We start from the raw sequence: 14,883 nt of genomic DNA on the forward strand, positions 1-14,883 counted from the left end.
CATCTTCCTTTCCTCTGTTTTTTAATGTAATTAAACATGGAATAAGACAAAACCTCTTTTTTGGCCCTTAAAAATGTGTTTTTTAGATTGAGAGTGATAGAACGTGCATTCGTAAAAATGGCATGATAAAATATGGACAATGACAGTATCGGACAAGGAGAAAGACGTTTGACTAAGCTCACCTTTATTCATGCCGCAGATTTACATTTAGACAGTCCATTTGCAGGAATGTCGACTATACCTAATTCTATATTTAAGCGGCTCAAAGAAAGTACATTCCAAAGTGCTAAGAACATCTTTGATCTCGCCGTTGCGCGGGCGGTAGACTTTGTGCTGCTGAGCGGAGATTTATTTGATGAATCCAATCGCAGCTTAAAAGCACAGCTGTTTTTAAGAAATCAGTTTGTAAGACTGCAAACGCACGGCATTGAAGTCTTTATTATTTATGGGAATCATGATCATTTAGGCGGAGAATGGACACCGATTGAGTGGCCTGAGAATGTACATGTCTTTTCGAGCAGTACGCCAAGAGAGCACTCCTATTATCGAGGAGATCAGCTTGTCGCGAGTATTTATGGGTTTAGCTACAAAGAGCGGGCTGTCTATGAAAATATGACATCTCATTATGTCAAAACAACAGATGCTGCCTATCACATTGCAATGCTTCACGGCACATTAGCCGGACAAGAAGGACATGATGCATATGCCCCATTTCAGCTTCAGCAGCTCATAGCACGGGATTTCGATTATTGGGCGCTCGGACATATACATAAAAGAGCCCTTCTGCATGAAGACCCATTTATTATTTACCCTGGTAATGTGCAGGGCAGACATATTAAAGAAACGGGAGAAAAAGGCTGTTACTTGATTCACCTCTCCGAAGATTCTCAGGCAGCGGATTTTATCAGCTGTGCAGATATCATCTTTGAGAAACTGGCCATAGACATCACAGAAACGGTTCATATGACGGATCTTGTCACACTTGTGGAAGGCAAAATCAATGAGCTGAAAGAGGAAGGCGTTCCTCATTTTGTGAGAATTGAATTGACAGGTGATGCACCTTCTTACTTTGAGCATATGCAGCTTGAGGTCCTCGAAGAGCTGTTGACTGTTTTTCATGAGCAGGAGGAAGATGAAGACGTGTTCGTTTGGGTGATGTCAATTGACTGCCGAACAAATGAGGATGTGATCTATCCAGAGGATTCTTTTTTGAAGGAACTAACGGCAGAAATTGCACAGTTTGAGTCATATGAAGAGCTGCTTTTACCGATCAAGCGTCACCCAATCTACAGGAAGTCAGGAAAAGCGCTCACAAAAGAGGATGAATTGGATATAAAAGAAGAAGCACAAAGGCTGCTGACGGAACAGCTGAAGCAATTATGAGAAAAGGAGAGGTATGATGAAAATACGTTCACTCCATATAGCGAATTTCGGGAAATTTTCAAATCGAACCTTTCACTTTTCTGATGACGGTTTTCAGCTAGTTTACGGCCTGAATGAATCGGGGAAAACGACATTGAAGGCGTTTATTGAGTCGATGTTATTTGGTTTTTCAAAAAACAAGATATACAAGCCGAAACAAGGATCTTTCTATGGCGGCTCCCTCACTTGCTTAGATGAGGAGTTAGGTGTCATTCACATTGAGAGATCGTCCGATCGAGGCGGTCAAGCACAGGTGTTTTTACCGAATGGTGAAGTGAAAGATGAAGCATTTCTACGAACTCTTTTAAAGGGAACAGATCGCAGATTATTCCAATCAATCTATTCATTTGATGTGTTTGGACTGCAAAATGTCCAAGCCTTAAACGAAGATCAAATCGGTGAATTTCTCCTTTTCTCAAGTTTATTTGGCTCAGATGCTGCCTCTAAGATGGATAGCAGGCTGCTTAAGCAGCAGGAGCAGCTGTTTAAACCAAATGGACGCAAGCCGGAATTAAACCAGCAGCTTGATCGTTTAAAAGAGCTGGCTGCCCAGCTGAAACAAGCTAGATTGGCAGAAGGCCGTTATACAGAGAAAAAACGGGAGCATTCTGAATTAATAGAGAATATCGCAGCGCTTCAAAAGGAAATGAAGCAGACAGAAGAACAGATACACCAGCTAACTGAACACATTCAACTTTATCCCATGATAGAGAAGAAGATGGAGTTAAAAAAAGAATTAGCCCGTTATCCAGAACGAGTCAAACGCTTTAGAGCAGAAACAGAGCATGAATTGGATAAATTAGAATCACACCTTCACCCGAAAAAGGCTCAAATGACTGCACTAAAGCAAAAATTTGATCATTTGCAAACCTCGCTGGCACAAGTTCAACCGCTTTATGACAAGGATACATTACTGGAGATGAAGCGTGTCGTTGATGAATCTTCTCATGCTGAACGTATTAAAAACCGCTTAGCTGAATGTAAAGCAGAACGTGATTCATTGAAACAAAAAATGGACGAAGCCGCAGCGAAGCTAAAGTGGCAGCGTTCAGTCAAGCTTGATCAGATTGACGACTCCCTTGAATTTGAGTGGGAATTAAAGGAGGCTGTCAGCCAATACGTTCGTTTAATGGACAGAAAAGCACAGCTGGATGAACGGTTTGATCATGCAAGACATGAGCTGGAGGAAGCGGAAACCGCTTTAAAAGGATTAAAGGAACAGCAGGCCAAATCGCATAGTACAGTAGAAGCTGGGGAAACAAGAACAAAAGAGAAACAGGTTCATTCCCGGGCGTGGTTATTTCCTGTGATGGTGACGTTTGATGCTGCATTTCTGCTTGTCCTCTTCTTTTTAACAGAGTGGTGGGTCACTTTCTTATTTGCGGGATTTTCTGTTTTTGTTTTCTTTGCTATTTACCCATTTTTAAAATCGACACAGGTGAAACAGGGAAGCGGCATGGGCACATTCGATTCCTTCCAAGTGCAGGCAGCTTCAGCTGAAACGCTTGTGAGGCAGAAGGAGCTTTTGTACGAAAGGATCATCCGGCAATATGAAGACTGGGAGCAGGAGCTGGAACCTGTCCAGCAGCAAGTAGAGGAAAAGAAAAGACAGCTGGGCTTGTCCTCAGAGCTTTCTTTCCTAGTAGAAGCCTTTCTTATTCTGAAGCAATTAAAAACGGATACAGCGGAATATGAGGAGCTTAGCCGGGAAATAGACGACCTTGCCGGCCAGCAATCCAATTATGAGCAAAGGGTGGAAGCGTTAAGCAGTCTTCTGCAACGAAAGGAAGGCACCATTCAAGAGAACATCTCGGCCTTTCAAGAGATTTTGAAAGATGAGGCGAAAAGAGAAAAAGAACGTCAGACATTGGGTGTATCGATTCAACATGTGAAACAGCAGATCACGGCGCTGGAAGGGGAAATTGACTATTACGAAAAACAAATGGACGCGCTTTTTCGTCAAGTAGAGGCAGAGTCCAAAAAAGATTACCAAATTCTTTCCCATCTATCGAAAGAATATCGGGAACGGCTTTCCCATTTGCAGCAGCTGAATCAAGAGCTGCATAGAAGCGGCTGCTTTGATGAGGAAGAATCGATTGTTCGTAAAGGATTGCGTCTTCTTGAAGAAGAGTGTGCGGAAGCAAAGCAGCACCTGAATAACATACAATCAAATGCAGCGAAAATGGAAAAACGTCTGGCAGAACGAGCAGTGGAAATCCGGCAAATAGAAGCTTCAGGTACGGTGTCTGATTTGACTCATCAGCTTTCAGCTGAGCAGGAGCATGCAAAGCACCTTGCGAAAAAATGGGCGGCGGTTCAGCTTGTTCGCTCCGTTATTCGAGAAAAATTGAATGAACATAAAGAAAAAAGGCTGCCAGCACTGCTGCAAACAGCTTCCCGCTTTATTCAGCCGTTAACAAATGATCGATATGAAGCCATTTTATTTTCACCCGAGGATGACCGGCTGATCGTGAAAAGGATGGACGGACGAATATTCCGCCCAGAAGAGCTCTCACAAGCAACCTGTGAACAAGTCTATCTGGCCATTCGTTTTGCACTCGCCTTGTCTCATCAGCATGAATGTCAGCTTCCGTTTATGATGGATGACAGCTTCGTTCATTTTGATCATGTTCGTCTAGGAAGAGTACTGGAGTTGATGAATGAACTCACGCGTTTTGAAACACAGCTGTTTTATTTTACCTGTCATCAGCATATGACGCAGGCAGCAGAAGATGGACAGATTACGAGTTTAGCAGTTGAATGATTGACAAATAATGACTTATGTTATACTTATATGAGCAGAAACATGGAAGGAGCTTTTATTGAATGGCTAAAGGGATCATGACCTATGATGTCGGCGAACAAGTTGACCTGCATTTATTAATTAAATCATCTACTAAAGGGATTGCAAGTAATGGCAAACCATTTTTAACGCTCATTCTTCAAGATCAAAGTGGAGATATTGAGGCGAAACTATGGGATGCAAAGCAGAATGATGAAATCACCTACGGTCCGCAAACCATCGTGAAGGTAGTAGGCGACATTCATCATTATCGCGGGAGGAATCAGCTGAAGCTTAGGAATATACGCCCTGTTGCTGAAAACGAGCAAATTCGAATTGATGACTTTCTCGAAACAGCTCCTATTCCAAAACACGATATGATGGATACGATTATGCAATATATTTTTGATATGAAAAACCCTAATATTCAGCGTGTTACAAGGCATTTGCTGAAGAAATATGGACAGGAATTTGCTGATTATCCAGCAGCGACAAAAAATCATCACGAATTTGTCTCTGGACTCGCCTACCACGTCGTGTCTATGCTGCATTTAGCAAAATCAATTGTTGACCTATATCCATCACTAGATCGAGATCTTTTATATTCAGGCATCATTCTTCATGATTTAGGGAAAGTCAAAGAGCTTTCGGGTCCAGTCTCCACGACATATACTGTGGAAGGGAATTTAATTGGCCACATTTCCATTATGGTGACAGAAATTGCGAAAGCTGCGGAAGAGCTTAGCATTGATTCAGAGGAAATTCTCATTTTACAGCACTTGGTCCTGAGTCATCACGGAAAAGGAGAATGGGGCAGCCCGAAACCACCAATGGTGAAAGAAGCTGAAATTCTCCACTATATTGATAATTTAGATGCGAAAATGAACATGATGGATCGTGCGCTTGAGCATGTGAAACCAGGAGAATATACAGAACGTATTTTTGCACTTGAGAATCGTTCGTTTTATAAACCAACCTTTCATCACGAATAATCATGTCAAAACGTCCGTTTATGCGGGCGTTTTTTTCATAACTTGTCTTCTTTTCGCATAAGCATATAACACAAAGGAAGAGAGGAATGTCCTTAAGAAAAGGAGGCGATGAAAAAATGTTGTTTTTTCCGTGGTGGGTGTATGCATGTATTATCGGCATTATTTTCTGTGCGTATAAATTAATGACAACAGCCAAAGAGGAGCAAGAAATTGATCAATCCTTTATTGAAAAGGAAGGAGAAATATTTATCGAGCGAATGGAACAGGAAAGAGAGCGCAGACGCCAGAATCAGCAGGTAAAAAGATCACAGGATACTGCGGCACATGAAGATCATTCAATTGCTTAATCTCGTCATACAAAAACCCCTCTGCACGATTACGGCAGAGGGGTTTTTTGTGATTACTGGTTCTGTTGTGTCTGCTGATTTTGTGCAGGCTGTTCAGATTTTTCTTTGAACGTTTTTTGAAGCTCTTTATCTTTTACTTTCACATCAGCATCTTTTACTAATTTGTTTAAGATGTTTTGGATTTCATTTGTGTCTGCTTGTTTTTGGTCAAGCAGTTCTTTTTTCAAGTCTGCTTTCATGTCATCATATTTACCGCGTTCTTCAGTCTTTTTAATGATATGGTAGCCGAATTGGGATTTTACTGGCTTGCTGATTTCATTTACTTTTAGTTTGAAAGCAGCTTTGCTGAAGTTCTCGTCCATTTGACCTTCTTTTGCGAACCAGCCTACATCGCCGCCTTGTGCTGCTGAAGCAGTATCAGTTGAATATTCAGAGACAAGGGAATCCCATTTTTCACCTTTATCTAATTTCTTTTCCACTTCGTCAGCTGTTTTCTTATCAGCTACTAAAATGTGGCTTGCACGGATTTTTCCTTTAAGGTCATCGTAATACGATTTTACTTCTTTATCAGTGATTTTGATGTTAGCTTTGGCAGCCTTTTGAGTCAGCAGCTCATATTTCACTTGATCTTTGATGTAATCTTTACCGAATTCATCTTGAAGCTGTTTTAAACGATCTTCACCAAGTGTCTTTTTATATTCTTCCAATTTCTTATCAATTTCTTTATCAGATACTTTGTATTTGTCAGCAAGAACCTTTTGTTGAACAAGTAGGTTTAGAGCATCTCCACCTGCTTGTTTCTTAAGAGTTGTATAAAGTTCTCCTTTTGTGACATCTCCTGATTTCGTTGTGGCGATCACATCTTTATCACCGCTACTGCATGCGCCAAGAGTTAAAACACTTACTGCTGTTACAGCTGCTAAAGCCATTTTTTTCATTCAAAAAACACTCCTAATCTTTCCAATTTATTTATCATTGCTTGTATCATAACATATTGTGACACGCTGTAAAAAGAAATGCAAATGGAAGGGCATTCGTCTAGTCAAAAAATTGCGCGCGACATACACATATAGTGATCACAAAAAGGAGGCTGAATTATATGGGAGCAGGATATTCTAATGGGTTTGCTTTATTGGTCGTGCTATTCATTTTGCTGATCATCGTTGGTGCAGCATATCTTTACTAATTAAATCGCTGTGACAGAAGGGAGCCGTCCTGCCGTGCGTTAGGGCGGTTCTTTTTTCAAACGATGACAGGTGCCTAAACGTTTTTTATTTTTCTGCATACACTGAGCTTAGAACAGAGGAAGAACTGGCAGGAGGTGTTTTCACATGGGAGGAGAAGTCTTTGCTGGCGGTTTTGCACTAGTCGTCGTATTATTCATTTTATTGATCATCATCGGTGCATCTTGGATTTGCTAATTAAAATATACACAAAAAGCTGCCCTCAAACTGGCAGCTTTTGCTTTGATCTTAAATGGAAATGGTAATTTCAACAAATGATGAGATAAGTAAGATCAGTATCGATACATTGATAAAGCGAAACACCTTATCTTGCCGTTCTTCAGGAATCTCTCTGACAAGGCATAATGTATTAGTAAGCCTGTTTATTGAATACACAATAAACGCGGCAAAGACGATGAAGTAAAATAAAACTATCGGAGATCCCCCCTCTCTATGCTATTCCCATACTACATTACCAAATTTTTTATGAAAAAGATAGAAGTTGGCTTTAAAAACCTCATGATGAGGAAGTTTGGTCAACTAAAATATCAAACTCGTCTTGAGCTTGATCGATGATGCAGGATTTAGGTGCTTTGAGCAGCTTCCATGCAAATAAAAAGTCAGGCAAACAATAGCCTGCATGTATACTTGCGATGATGATAAAATAGTGTGCGTACATAGGAAACGCCACGCCTAACACAAAGTAAACCGGTGAGATGACACAAAACGGGCTGAGAAGTGAAAAAAGCATCACTTTCTTAGGCACGCGCTGCCAGCAATTTCGTTTCATCAATAGCGTCATTTTTTTCTTATTTTTCATCACTGGGATCAAGTGAACCACACGGTGGACAAGCAAAGTCACAAGTAAGAGCACGGCAAAAAGCGGTGCGTTATGGCTGCTTAGCCTCGTTTCAGGATGAGTCAGTTGAAAACATAAAAATGCCATAATGAAAAAAAGGATAGCAAGACTTATGGCAGAAATCATCATTCTCGTATAACCATAATCCTTTTCAAGATTAATGGTCTTCCAACAATTCATTTTTCATCCTTCCAATCTAAAAATCGAATTGAATATCTCAAGATAATTTACTCTTCCTGAGGATAAAAATCAATGGTTTTGATGAAAAAAAATAAAATGATGCCTTCATATGGAATAAAGAGAGGAAACTTTGGATTTTTCAAGAAAAAAGAACTGAAGGGGGAGGTTCGTCTCTTTCGTCAATGAGTAATTTCGGCTAAAATAGAAGGACTAAGAGAAAGAGGGAACGTACATGAGTATTGAGGAACGAATGAGCCAGCTAGAATACTATATGGAACTTTTATTGACGGCAGCCGATATGAGCCGTTATCCATATTATGCGTTATTGATCAGGCAGCGTGTATCGAAAGAAGAGGCAGAGGAAATTGAGCGTATTTGTGCTGAGCTTACAGAGGAAATGGATAAGCAAAAAGCACAAGGCTACGTCATGTTTGACGATCTCCTTGCGCTCTTTGCGGGACAGTTAATTGAAAAGCTGGATGTTCATGAGACGATATTTGCTTTGCATGATCAAGGGCTCTTTCAGCCGCTAATGAATGAATTTATAAAGATCATTAAACAATTTGATTTGTTTTAGACGCTTTTTCTGCTGCCTCAGCTGAGTTTTCAAGTTCCTCAGTCTTTTTTGTGACTTTTCCTTGCTCATTCAAAAAGTCCTTCTCAATGTTTGAAAACGATTTCTCAAAAATCTCCATGAAATCCTCACCATAAATGTTACGGATGATACACATCATTTCTAAAATCTCAGGGAACTTTCCGTAAATGTCATGAAGCGGCTGTGCGCCTTTGACAATACCAGTTCGGGCCGGGTCATAATCTTCGAGTAGTTTATGGAATGTCTCTTCGCCTTTTGGCGTTAGCTCAATATACGTATTGCGCTTATCGTTTAACTTTTTAGAAAATTTTAAAAATCCTCGTTCCTCCAGTTTCTTGGAGAAGTTAAACGCCGTTGATACATGCATGACGCCAAACTTTGCAATTTCTGATATTGAAGCTCCTTTTAATTGATACGCAATCCACAAAATATGATGTTCATTGATATTTAGGTTATACGGTTTGATCCACTGCTGCCAGTCCTTTTCAATGGATTTCCAAAGAGCTTTGCTCAATTGGGCCATTCTTTGACTGAATAAAAGTGCTTCTTTTACATCGAAAGGCTGTTCCGAATGATTCATCCATTTCACCTACTTCTCTTTTTCTTGTAATTCTATTATGCCAATAAAATAAAGATTAATAAAGCTGAAAATTCAAGAATTTTTAAAAGTCATGAAAAACATTGTCAAAATAACCTTTTTTCAACAAAAAAAGTGCGGGATACGCACCCCGCACACTTTTGTAAACGAATATTTTTTTGTGAGTATATTAGTTTTGTAAGGTTTTCTCCAGTTGTTTGAGCTTTTCCTCAATTTCCTGAATTTCCTTTTGTAAGTCCTGCTGATGAGGTTTGATTTCTTCGCGCCATTGCTGAATCGATGTTTGCAATTCAGACCCGACTTCTTTAATCACCTCTGCGCTTTCTTTTGCTGTTTCCACAATTTGCTCTTTTAAAGCTTGTCCATCTCTTTTTAATTTTGTCAGCGTATCTTCGAATTTGTCATAGCCGTCTTTCACTTTTCCGCGCACATCTCTGCCAGAAGAGGGAGTCGTCAGGAGCACTGCCGCACCTCCGAGGAGACCGCCTACAAATAATCCTGTTAATAAAGAACGTCCACTAGCCATTCAAATCACCTCTAGTCAAATTTTACACATTCGCATGTTCTCTCTGAGCTGACGATCAGCTTCATTGAACTTCCATACATAGCTTGCTTTATTTTAGCATACTTTTGAAGAAAAGGGAGGGGAGAAGGTTGTCTGTCTTTCTGTTCGTTTTTATGTGTATCGTTATCGTTTTTACAGGTGGTTCTATTCATTATGCAAGACAGCTTGGGTATGCAGGGTCTTATCCGCCAAAACATGTTTTAAAGCAAAAAGCACTTGTGTGTGCGGCTGGTGCAGGAATTTCGCTCCTCATTTTGCTGCTGACCCTTTTTCTTTTATAAAAGCATGAAAAAAACCTCTTCATCTATCATGAAGAGGTTCGGTTATTCGTTAAGCAACTTCTATCATTCTTGCACGTCTCAGAATGGACTGAGCAATTGGGAAGACAAATACCATAGCGATGGTATTAATCACGGCTGCTGGCAGGACAACACCCACAAGAAGTGCCGGTAATGCAGCTGGCAGTCCAGTGATCAGTAAAGCGGCAGATAAGAAAATCACGCCGGATACGATGGTTCCAATCGCAGTTAATACAGCGGTCAGCACCACTTTGTTCTTTATCTTCAAGCAAGATAAGAAAAGGGCTAAGAAGATAAAGGCTGTCACTGGCTTATCAATCATATTCGGAATTTGTCCGCCTGGGAATCCCGTTGTTAATGCAGAAATGACACCAGTCACTAGCGCAATCACGACAACATGCTGTACCTTTGGGAAAAGGATGATGCTTAAAAACATCATGACCAGCATCATATCAGGTTTCATTCCGAAAAAGATGGGCGGGAAAATCGTATGCAAGACAGCTCCCATTGCTGCAAGCAATGACATAATCACTAATTCTTTTGTTTTCATTTCTATGCTCTCCTCTGCTAAGCTCTTATAGGACTCTCCAATAATATGGCTCATCATTTATTGCAAGAGTCATGACTTTATATTTCTCGTTATTATAACAAATTTATTTCCTTATAGAAAAGCCTTTTTACTCATTTTCTTGCTGGAACTTTTTCATAAAGTCCGCAAGCTTTTGGCAGTCTTCAATTGAGACCGCATTGTAAATAGATGCTCTGCATCCACCGACAGAACGGTGGCCGGCAAGTCCAACCATTTGCTCTTGCTTTGCTTTTTCCACAAAGGAAGAAGTAAGTGCATCATCGCGAAGAGTAAAGGTGACATTCATATGTGAACGGCTGTCAGCGCGCGCATGCCCTTGATAAAAACCGCCGCTTTGATCAATGGTATCATAGAGAATGCCTGCTTTTTGTTCATTGCGTTTTTCCGCTGCTTCTACACCGCCAGCTTGTTTGACATGCTCAAGGACAAGTGACAGCATATAAATCGCAAAAGTCGGTGGTGTATGATAAAGAGAGTTAGCTTTTGCATGTGTTGAATATTTTAATATTTTCGGTGTGCTGCTTTTCTCTTTCTCTAATAAACGTTTGCGCGCAATCACAATCGTGATACCTGAAGGCCCTAGGTTTTTTTGTGCCCCAGCATAGATGAGATCAAATGAAGAAACGTCTATTTTTTTGCTGAGAATATCACTGGACATATCCGCAATGAGCGGGAGTGACGTGTTCGGGAACGTTTTCCACTGAGTGCCGAAGATCGTATTGTTCGATGTGATGTGCAAGTAAGCACCATCTGTTAAACCAGAAGTATCTACTTCTGGAATATACGAGTAGTTGTCATCTTCACTTGAAGCAAGCACAGATGTCTGACCAAACCCTTTTGCTTCTGACAATGCTTTTTCTGACCAAGCGCCTGTTTGAATGAAATGAGCTGTTTCGCCTTCATGTAAGAAGTTCATAGGAATCATCGCAAATTGAAGACTAGCTCCGCCTTGTAAAAAGAGGACTTCATAATCTTCTGGAATGTCCATCAGTTCCACCAAAAGCGCTTTTGCTTTATTGTGGACTTCTTCATATTCACCGCTGCGATGAGAAAGCTCCATCACAGACATCCCAGTTTGTTTAAAATCAACAAGTTCTTCCTGTGCTTTTTGAAGAACTTCTAGCGGCAGTGCCGCCGGACCAGCATTAAAATTCGTCGTTCGCTTCATCACAATCTCTCCCTATTTCTCGCGTTAATGGATCAAAAGATAAAACCATCCTATCACAAATTTGAAGCATTTGGACAAAAAATTTGAATCGTTCAAAATATCTTACTATTAGGAGATGGAAGCGAGGAAAAGGGGCAAAAATAAGAAAAACCTCATCTGTTAAGATGAGGTACAGATTGTTGACAAAGGGCTAAAATGATCTTTATTTTAGCCCTTTGTCTTTTTTTCAGCGTGAAAGAAAACCTTTGAAGTCTAGGAAGCTTGAGCACTGGAGCGGAGCGAATTTGACATTCGTGAGCACCAGCGCGCAGAGCTGACAACGAATGCGAGGGTTTGTCTACACGCTGAACCTCACCTGTTAAGATGAGGTAAGCCGCGTGTGGATGGCAGAAGAAATGTCTTTTAAATCCTCTGACGTGTATTGATCTTGGTGTGATTTCCATACGGCACCAAAGCCATCGCCTTTTCCGTAGCGCGGAATGATATGCATATGGTAATGGAACACCGATTGACCGGCTTTTTCACCGTTGTTGTTCAGGAGGTTTAACCCAATTGGTTCAAACTCCTGTTTGATCGCCCTTGCAATTTTCGGAATCGCTTGGAAGTAGTGGTTAGACACTTCTGGTGTCATCTCATAGATGTTTTCTTTATGTATTTTCGGGATTACAAGGGTATGTCCTTTTGTTACTTGGCTGATATCAAGAAAAGCCAATACATGCTCGTCTTCATATACTTTTGCACATGGAATGTCTCCATCAATGATCTTGCAAAAAATGCAGTCGCTCACGCCATGTCACTCCTCATTATTTTTCCTTTATCGTATCACAAAAAGAAGCAAAAAAGAAAACAGGACAAGCGAACTCCTTTGGTCGCTCATCCTGCTCCTGCAGAAGAAATGCTGATGCTTTCATTCGAATGCCTTTTGAATTCTCTATTTACTGAAATAAAGAATTCATGTGCCTGCTATTTCTGCCGTAAACACCTCATTTGACGTTTTGGTTTGTCGTATACATATTGTATAGGACACAAAAATCAAGAATCAGTGAAGCAAAACAGAAGCTAAGGTTTTTAGATGAAAAACCAACTTGTCATGCGGTTCTTTGCCTTTAACAAACACCTCATTTACTTATTGGTCATCAAGTTCATTTCTTCTACATACATTATGATGACCAAAGCGCCTATTTTTTATTCATGACTCGTCTATAGGTAAACATTTCAAATTATCATTCGTTTTTGTTACTATAAAGGAAAAAAGAAAGAAAGGAACGAATTCATGTCCCTTCTCACTGTAAAAGATGTAACGGGCGGATATACGAAGAATCCCGTTCTAAAAAATATTTCATTTGAATTAGAAAGAAATCAAATCGTCGGTCTCATTGGCTTAAACGGGGCGGGGAAAAGTACAACCATCCGCCATATTATCGGGCTCATGAAACCGCATAAAGGTGTCATTGAATTGAATGGACGAACTCTTCAAGACGACCAAGAGGCATATCGTTCACAATTTACATTTATTCCTGAAACACCTGTTTTATATGAAGAATTAACGTTAAAAGAGCATTTAGAGCTGACTGCGATGGCTTACGGTCTATCAAAGAAACAATTAGACGAACGCCTGCCATCATTGCTGAAAGAATTTCGAATGGAGAAAAGGCTGAAATGGTTCCCTGCTCATTTTTCAAAAGGAATGAAGCAGAAGGTCATGATTATGTGTGCATTCCTTGTGGAACCAGAGCTGTATATCATCGATGAACCGTTTTTAGGGCTTGATCCTCTTGCAATCAATGCACTGCTTGAACGGATGAATGCAGCGAAGAAAAGCGGCGCTAGTGTCCTGATGTCAACGCATATTTTAGCGACAGCTGAGCGCTATTGCGATTCCTTCATTATTTTGCACGAAGGGGAAATCAGAGCGAAAGGAACACTGGCAGAGCTGAGAGAACAGTTCAATATGAGAGATGCGACACTCGATGATCTTTATTTGGAATTAACAAAGGAAGAAAGCTATGAGTAAAACAACGCTTACTATTTGGAAATCAAGATTAGAGGAACACATACAAGAAACAAGAAAATACTTAAAATACATGTTCAACGATCATCTTGTCATTGTGCTCATTTTTTTCCTTGCAGGCGGAGCAAGCTGGTACAGCAGCTGGCTCAAACATATTCCAGCTCACTTCCCATCCTACTGGGTGATGGCAGTTGTTTTCTCATTGGTACTTACAAGCTCATACGTACGTACGTTGATTAAAGAAGCCGATCTCGTGTTTTTGCTTCCTTTGGAAGGGAAGATGGAGCCTTACTTAAAACAAGCGTTTAACTTTAGCTTCATTTCTCAGCTGTTTCCTCTCATTGCTGTATCCATTGTCGCGCTTCCGCTTTATTCGGCGGTGTCTTCAGGAGGCATCACGGGGTATGTGCTGATACTGGCGCAAATGATCTTAATAAAGGGTCTGAATACAGCCATTCAATGGAGAATGACTTATTTTCAAGGAAAACACGTGAGATGGCTCGATGCAGCCCTTCGTTTTCTATTAAATATGATGTTGATCTACACCATCTTACAGGCAGCCTATGCGATTGCAATCGTTTTTTATCTTATCTACGGTGTCTATCTTGTCTACTTAACAAATGCAGTGAAAAAACAGCCCTTTCAATGGGAACTGCATATTTCTGATGAATTAAAACGGAAGCAGCGCTTTTATCGTTTGGCAAACTTATTTACAGATGTGCCTCACTTAAAGAAACAGGTGAAAAGAAGAGCATACATGGACTGGATGTTGAAGTTTGTTCCTTATGATCAGCGTAAAACTTTTTCTTATATGTATGTGAGGGCGTTTGTACGCTCAAATGACTATTTTGGTCTGGTGTTTAGATTAACGGCCGTGTTTGTCCTGATTATTTTGTATACAGGTGCAGCAGGCTGGGTGGGTGCGTTACTAGTCTTGTTCACAGTATTTATCACAGGTGTACAGCTTGTGCCGTTAACGAAGCACTTTGCTCATCTTTCATTACAGGCACTTTATCCAGTTTCTCAAAAAGAAAAGGATCGAAGCTTTTTTGTTCTCGTCCGTAATGTGCTCATCATCCAATCGATATTGCTGAGCTGTGCGGTACTTCCAGCAGGAGGCTGGCAGGGAAGCGGACTTGCCCTTCTCATTTCTGTAGCGTTTGTGCTTGTCCTCTTTAAGCCTTACGTACAAAGCAGGTTAAAAAAGATGAGATAAGTGGAGATTACAGCGAGCGTATGATGACATCAAGGAG

The 14,883-nt window shown here is 40.5% G+C and carries 18 protein-coding genes; 10 read left to right on the forward strand and 8 right to left on the reverse strand.

The annotated features are described in order from the left end of the window. Positions 1-168: 168 nt before the first annotated feature. The 4 genes from NSU11_RS05045 to NSU11_RS05060 all read left to right on the forward strand — a co-directional run bounded on the left by NSU11_RS05045 (position 169) and on the right by NSU11_RS05060 (position 5,543). On the forward strand, positions 169-1,383 hold the full coding sequence (locus tag NSU11_RS05045; RefSeq protein ID WP_212052639.1) for a DNA repair exonuclease: 1,215 nt from the start codon (positions 169-171) through the stop codon (positions 1,381-1,383). A 16-nt stretch (positions 1,384-1,399) separates the two neighbouring features. Continuing rightward, positions 1,400-4,186 carry an AAA family ATPase gene (locus NSU11_RS05050; protein WP_286099014.1) on the forward strand — a complete coding sequence of 929 codons (2,787 nt, stop codon included), beginning with the start codon at positions 1,400-1,402 and terminating at the stop codon, positions 4,184-4,186. 62 nt (positions 4,187-4,248) lie between these two features. Beyond that, a complete protein-coding gene (gene yhaM / locus NSU11_RS05055; protein ID WP_024425447.1) occupies positions 4,249-5,196 on the forward strand; it encodes a 3'-5' exoribonuclease YhaM in 948 nt (315 codons plus the stop codon). A gap of 116 nt (positions 5,197-5,312) precedes the next feature. Next, positions 5,313-5,543, forward strand: a complete 231-nt coding sequence (locus NSU11_RS05060) for a sporulation YhaL family protein (RefSeq protein ID WP_024425448.1) — start codon at positions 5,313-5,315, stop codon at positions 5,541-5,543. Between the two features lie 53 nt (positions 5,544-5,596). Here NSU11_RS05060 and NSU11_RS05065 read toward each other — a convergent pair whose 3' ends face one another. Next, positions 5,597-6,481: a peptidylprolyl isomerase gene (locus NSU11_RS05065; protein WP_024425449.1), complete on the reverse strand. Its 885-nt coding sequence runs from the start codon at positions 6,479-6,481 to the stop codon at positions 5,597-5,599. Between the two features lie 161 nt (positions 6,482-6,642). Here NSU11_RS05065 and NSU11_RS05070 point away from each other — a divergent pair, with 161 nt between their 5' ends. Both NSU11_RS05070 and NSU11_RS05075 read left to right on the forward strand, forming a co-directional pair. After that, entirely contained in the window at positions 6,643-6,729 is an 87-nt protein-coding gene (locus tag NSU11_RS05070) for a YjcZ family sporulation protein (RefSeq protein WP_008361129.1), read from the forward strand. A gap of 145 nt (positions 6,730-6,874) precedes the next feature. Then, complete coding sequence (locus tag NSU11_RS05075) at positions 6,875-6,964, forward strand: YjcZ family sporulation protein (protein ID WP_017360317.1); 90 nt, start codon at positions 6,875-6,877, stop codon at positions 6,962-6,964. A 51-nt stretch (positions 6,965-7,015) separates the two neighbouring features. On the opposite strand, the gene NSU11_RS05080 is transcribed toward NSU11_RS05075, so the two are convergent. Together NSU11_RS05080 and NSU11_RS05085 are read right to left on the reverse strand one after the other, a co-directional pair. Continuing rightward, a complete protein-coding gene (locus NSU11_RS05080) occupies positions 7,016-7,201 on the reverse strand; it encodes a hypothetical protein (RefSeq protein ID WP_072368131.1) in 186 nt (61 codons plus the stop codon). Between the two features lie 82 nt (positions 7,202-7,283). Beyond that, a complete protein-coding gene (locus tag NSU11_RS05085; protein WP_024425450.1) occupies positions 7,284-7,805 on the reverse strand; it encodes a DUF3267 domain-containing protein in 522 nt (173 codons plus the stop codon). A 232-nt stretch (positions 7,806-8,037) separates the two neighbouring features. Here NSU11_RS05085 and NSU11_RS05090 point away from each other — a divergent pair, with 232 nt between their 5' ends. Beyond that, positions 8,038-8,382: a YhaI family protein gene (locus NSU11_RS05090; RefSeq protein WP_024425451.1), complete on the forward strand. Its 345-nt coding sequence runs from the start codon at positions 8,038-8,040 to the stop codon at positions 8,380-8,382. Here the strand turns inward: NSU11_RS05090 and NSU11_RS05095 are convergent. Together NSU11_RS05095 and NSU11_RS05100 are read right to left on the reverse strand one after the other, a co-directional pair. Beyond that, the gene (locus NSU11_RS05095; protein WP_024425452.1) at positions 8,360-8,980 is read right to left on the reverse strand and encodes an HTH-type transcriptional regulator Hpr; all 621 of its coding nucleotides are present in this window, start codon (positions 8,978-8,980) and stop codon (positions 8,360-8,362) included. The genes NSU11_RS05090 and NSU11_RS05095 overlap by 23 nt on opposite strands. A 187-nt stretch (positions 8,981-9,167) precedes the next feature. Next, positions 9,168-9,524, reverse strand: a complete 357-nt coding sequence (locus NSU11_RS05100; protein WP_024425453.1) for a YtxH domain-containing protein — start codon at positions 9,522-9,524, stop codon at positions 9,168-9,170. Positions 9,525-9,652: 128 nt separating this feature from the next. Between NSU11_RS05100 and NSU11_RS05105 the strand changes: the two genes are divergently transcribed. Continuing rightward, on the forward strand, positions 9,653-9,844 hold the full coding sequence (locus NSU11_RS05105; protein ID WP_024425454.1) for a hypothetical protein: 192 nt from the start codon (positions 9,653-9,655) through the stop codon (positions 9,842-9,844). A gap of 49 nt (positions 9,845-9,893) precedes the next feature. Here the strand turns inward: NSU11_RS05105 and NSU11_RS05110 are convergent, their stop codons facing one another. The 3 genes from NSU11_RS05110 to NSU11_RS05120 form a co-directional block, all read right to left on the reverse strand. Further along, on the reverse strand, positions 9,894-10,412 hold the full coding sequence (locus NSU11_RS05110; protein ID WP_024425455.1) for a tryptophan transporter: 519 nt from the start codon (positions 10,410-10,412) through the stop codon (positions 9,894-9,896). Positions 10,413-10,539: 127 nt separating this feature from the next. After that, complete coding sequence (serC, locus tag NSU11_RS05115) at positions 10,540-11,619, reverse strand: 3-phosphoserine/phosphohydroxythreonine transaminase (RefSeq protein ID WP_024425456.1); 1,080 nt, start codon at positions 11,617-11,619, stop codon at positions 10,540-10,542. 358 nt (positions 11,620-11,977) lie between these two features. Continuing rightward, the gene (locus NSU11_RS05120) at positions 11,978-12,406 is read right to left on the reverse strand and encodes an HIT family protein (RefSeq protein ID WP_024425457.1); all 429 of its coding nucleotides are present in this window, start codon (positions 12,404-12,406) and stop codon (positions 11,978-11,980) included. 486 nt (positions 12,407-12,892) lie between these two features. Between NSU11_RS05120 and NSU11_RS05125 the strand changes: the two genes are divergently transcribed. Both NSU11_RS05125 and NSU11_RS05130 read left to right on the forward strand, forming a co-directional pair. Next, the gene (locus tag NSU11_RS05125; RefSeq protein ID WP_024425458.1) at positions 12,893-13,633 is read left to right on the forward strand and encodes an ABC transporter ATP-binding protein; all 741 of its coding nucleotides are present in this window, start codon (positions 12,893-12,895) and stop codon (positions 13,631-13,633) included. Continuing rightward, complete coding sequence (locus NSU11_RS05130) at positions 13,626-14,846, forward strand: ABC transporter permease (protein WP_024425459.1); 1,221 nt, start codon at positions 13,626-13,628, stop codon at positions 14,844-14,846. The genes NSU11_RS05125 and NSU11_RS05130 overlap by 8 nt, the downstream gene beginning before the upstream one ends. Positions 14,847-14,883: the final 37 nt, after the last annotated feature.

This window comes from Bacillus sp. FSL R5-0712, from assembly GCF_038593285.1.
Taxonomy (GTDB): Bacteria; Bacillota; Bacilli; order Bacillales; family Bacillaceae; genus Bacillus; species Bacillus safensis.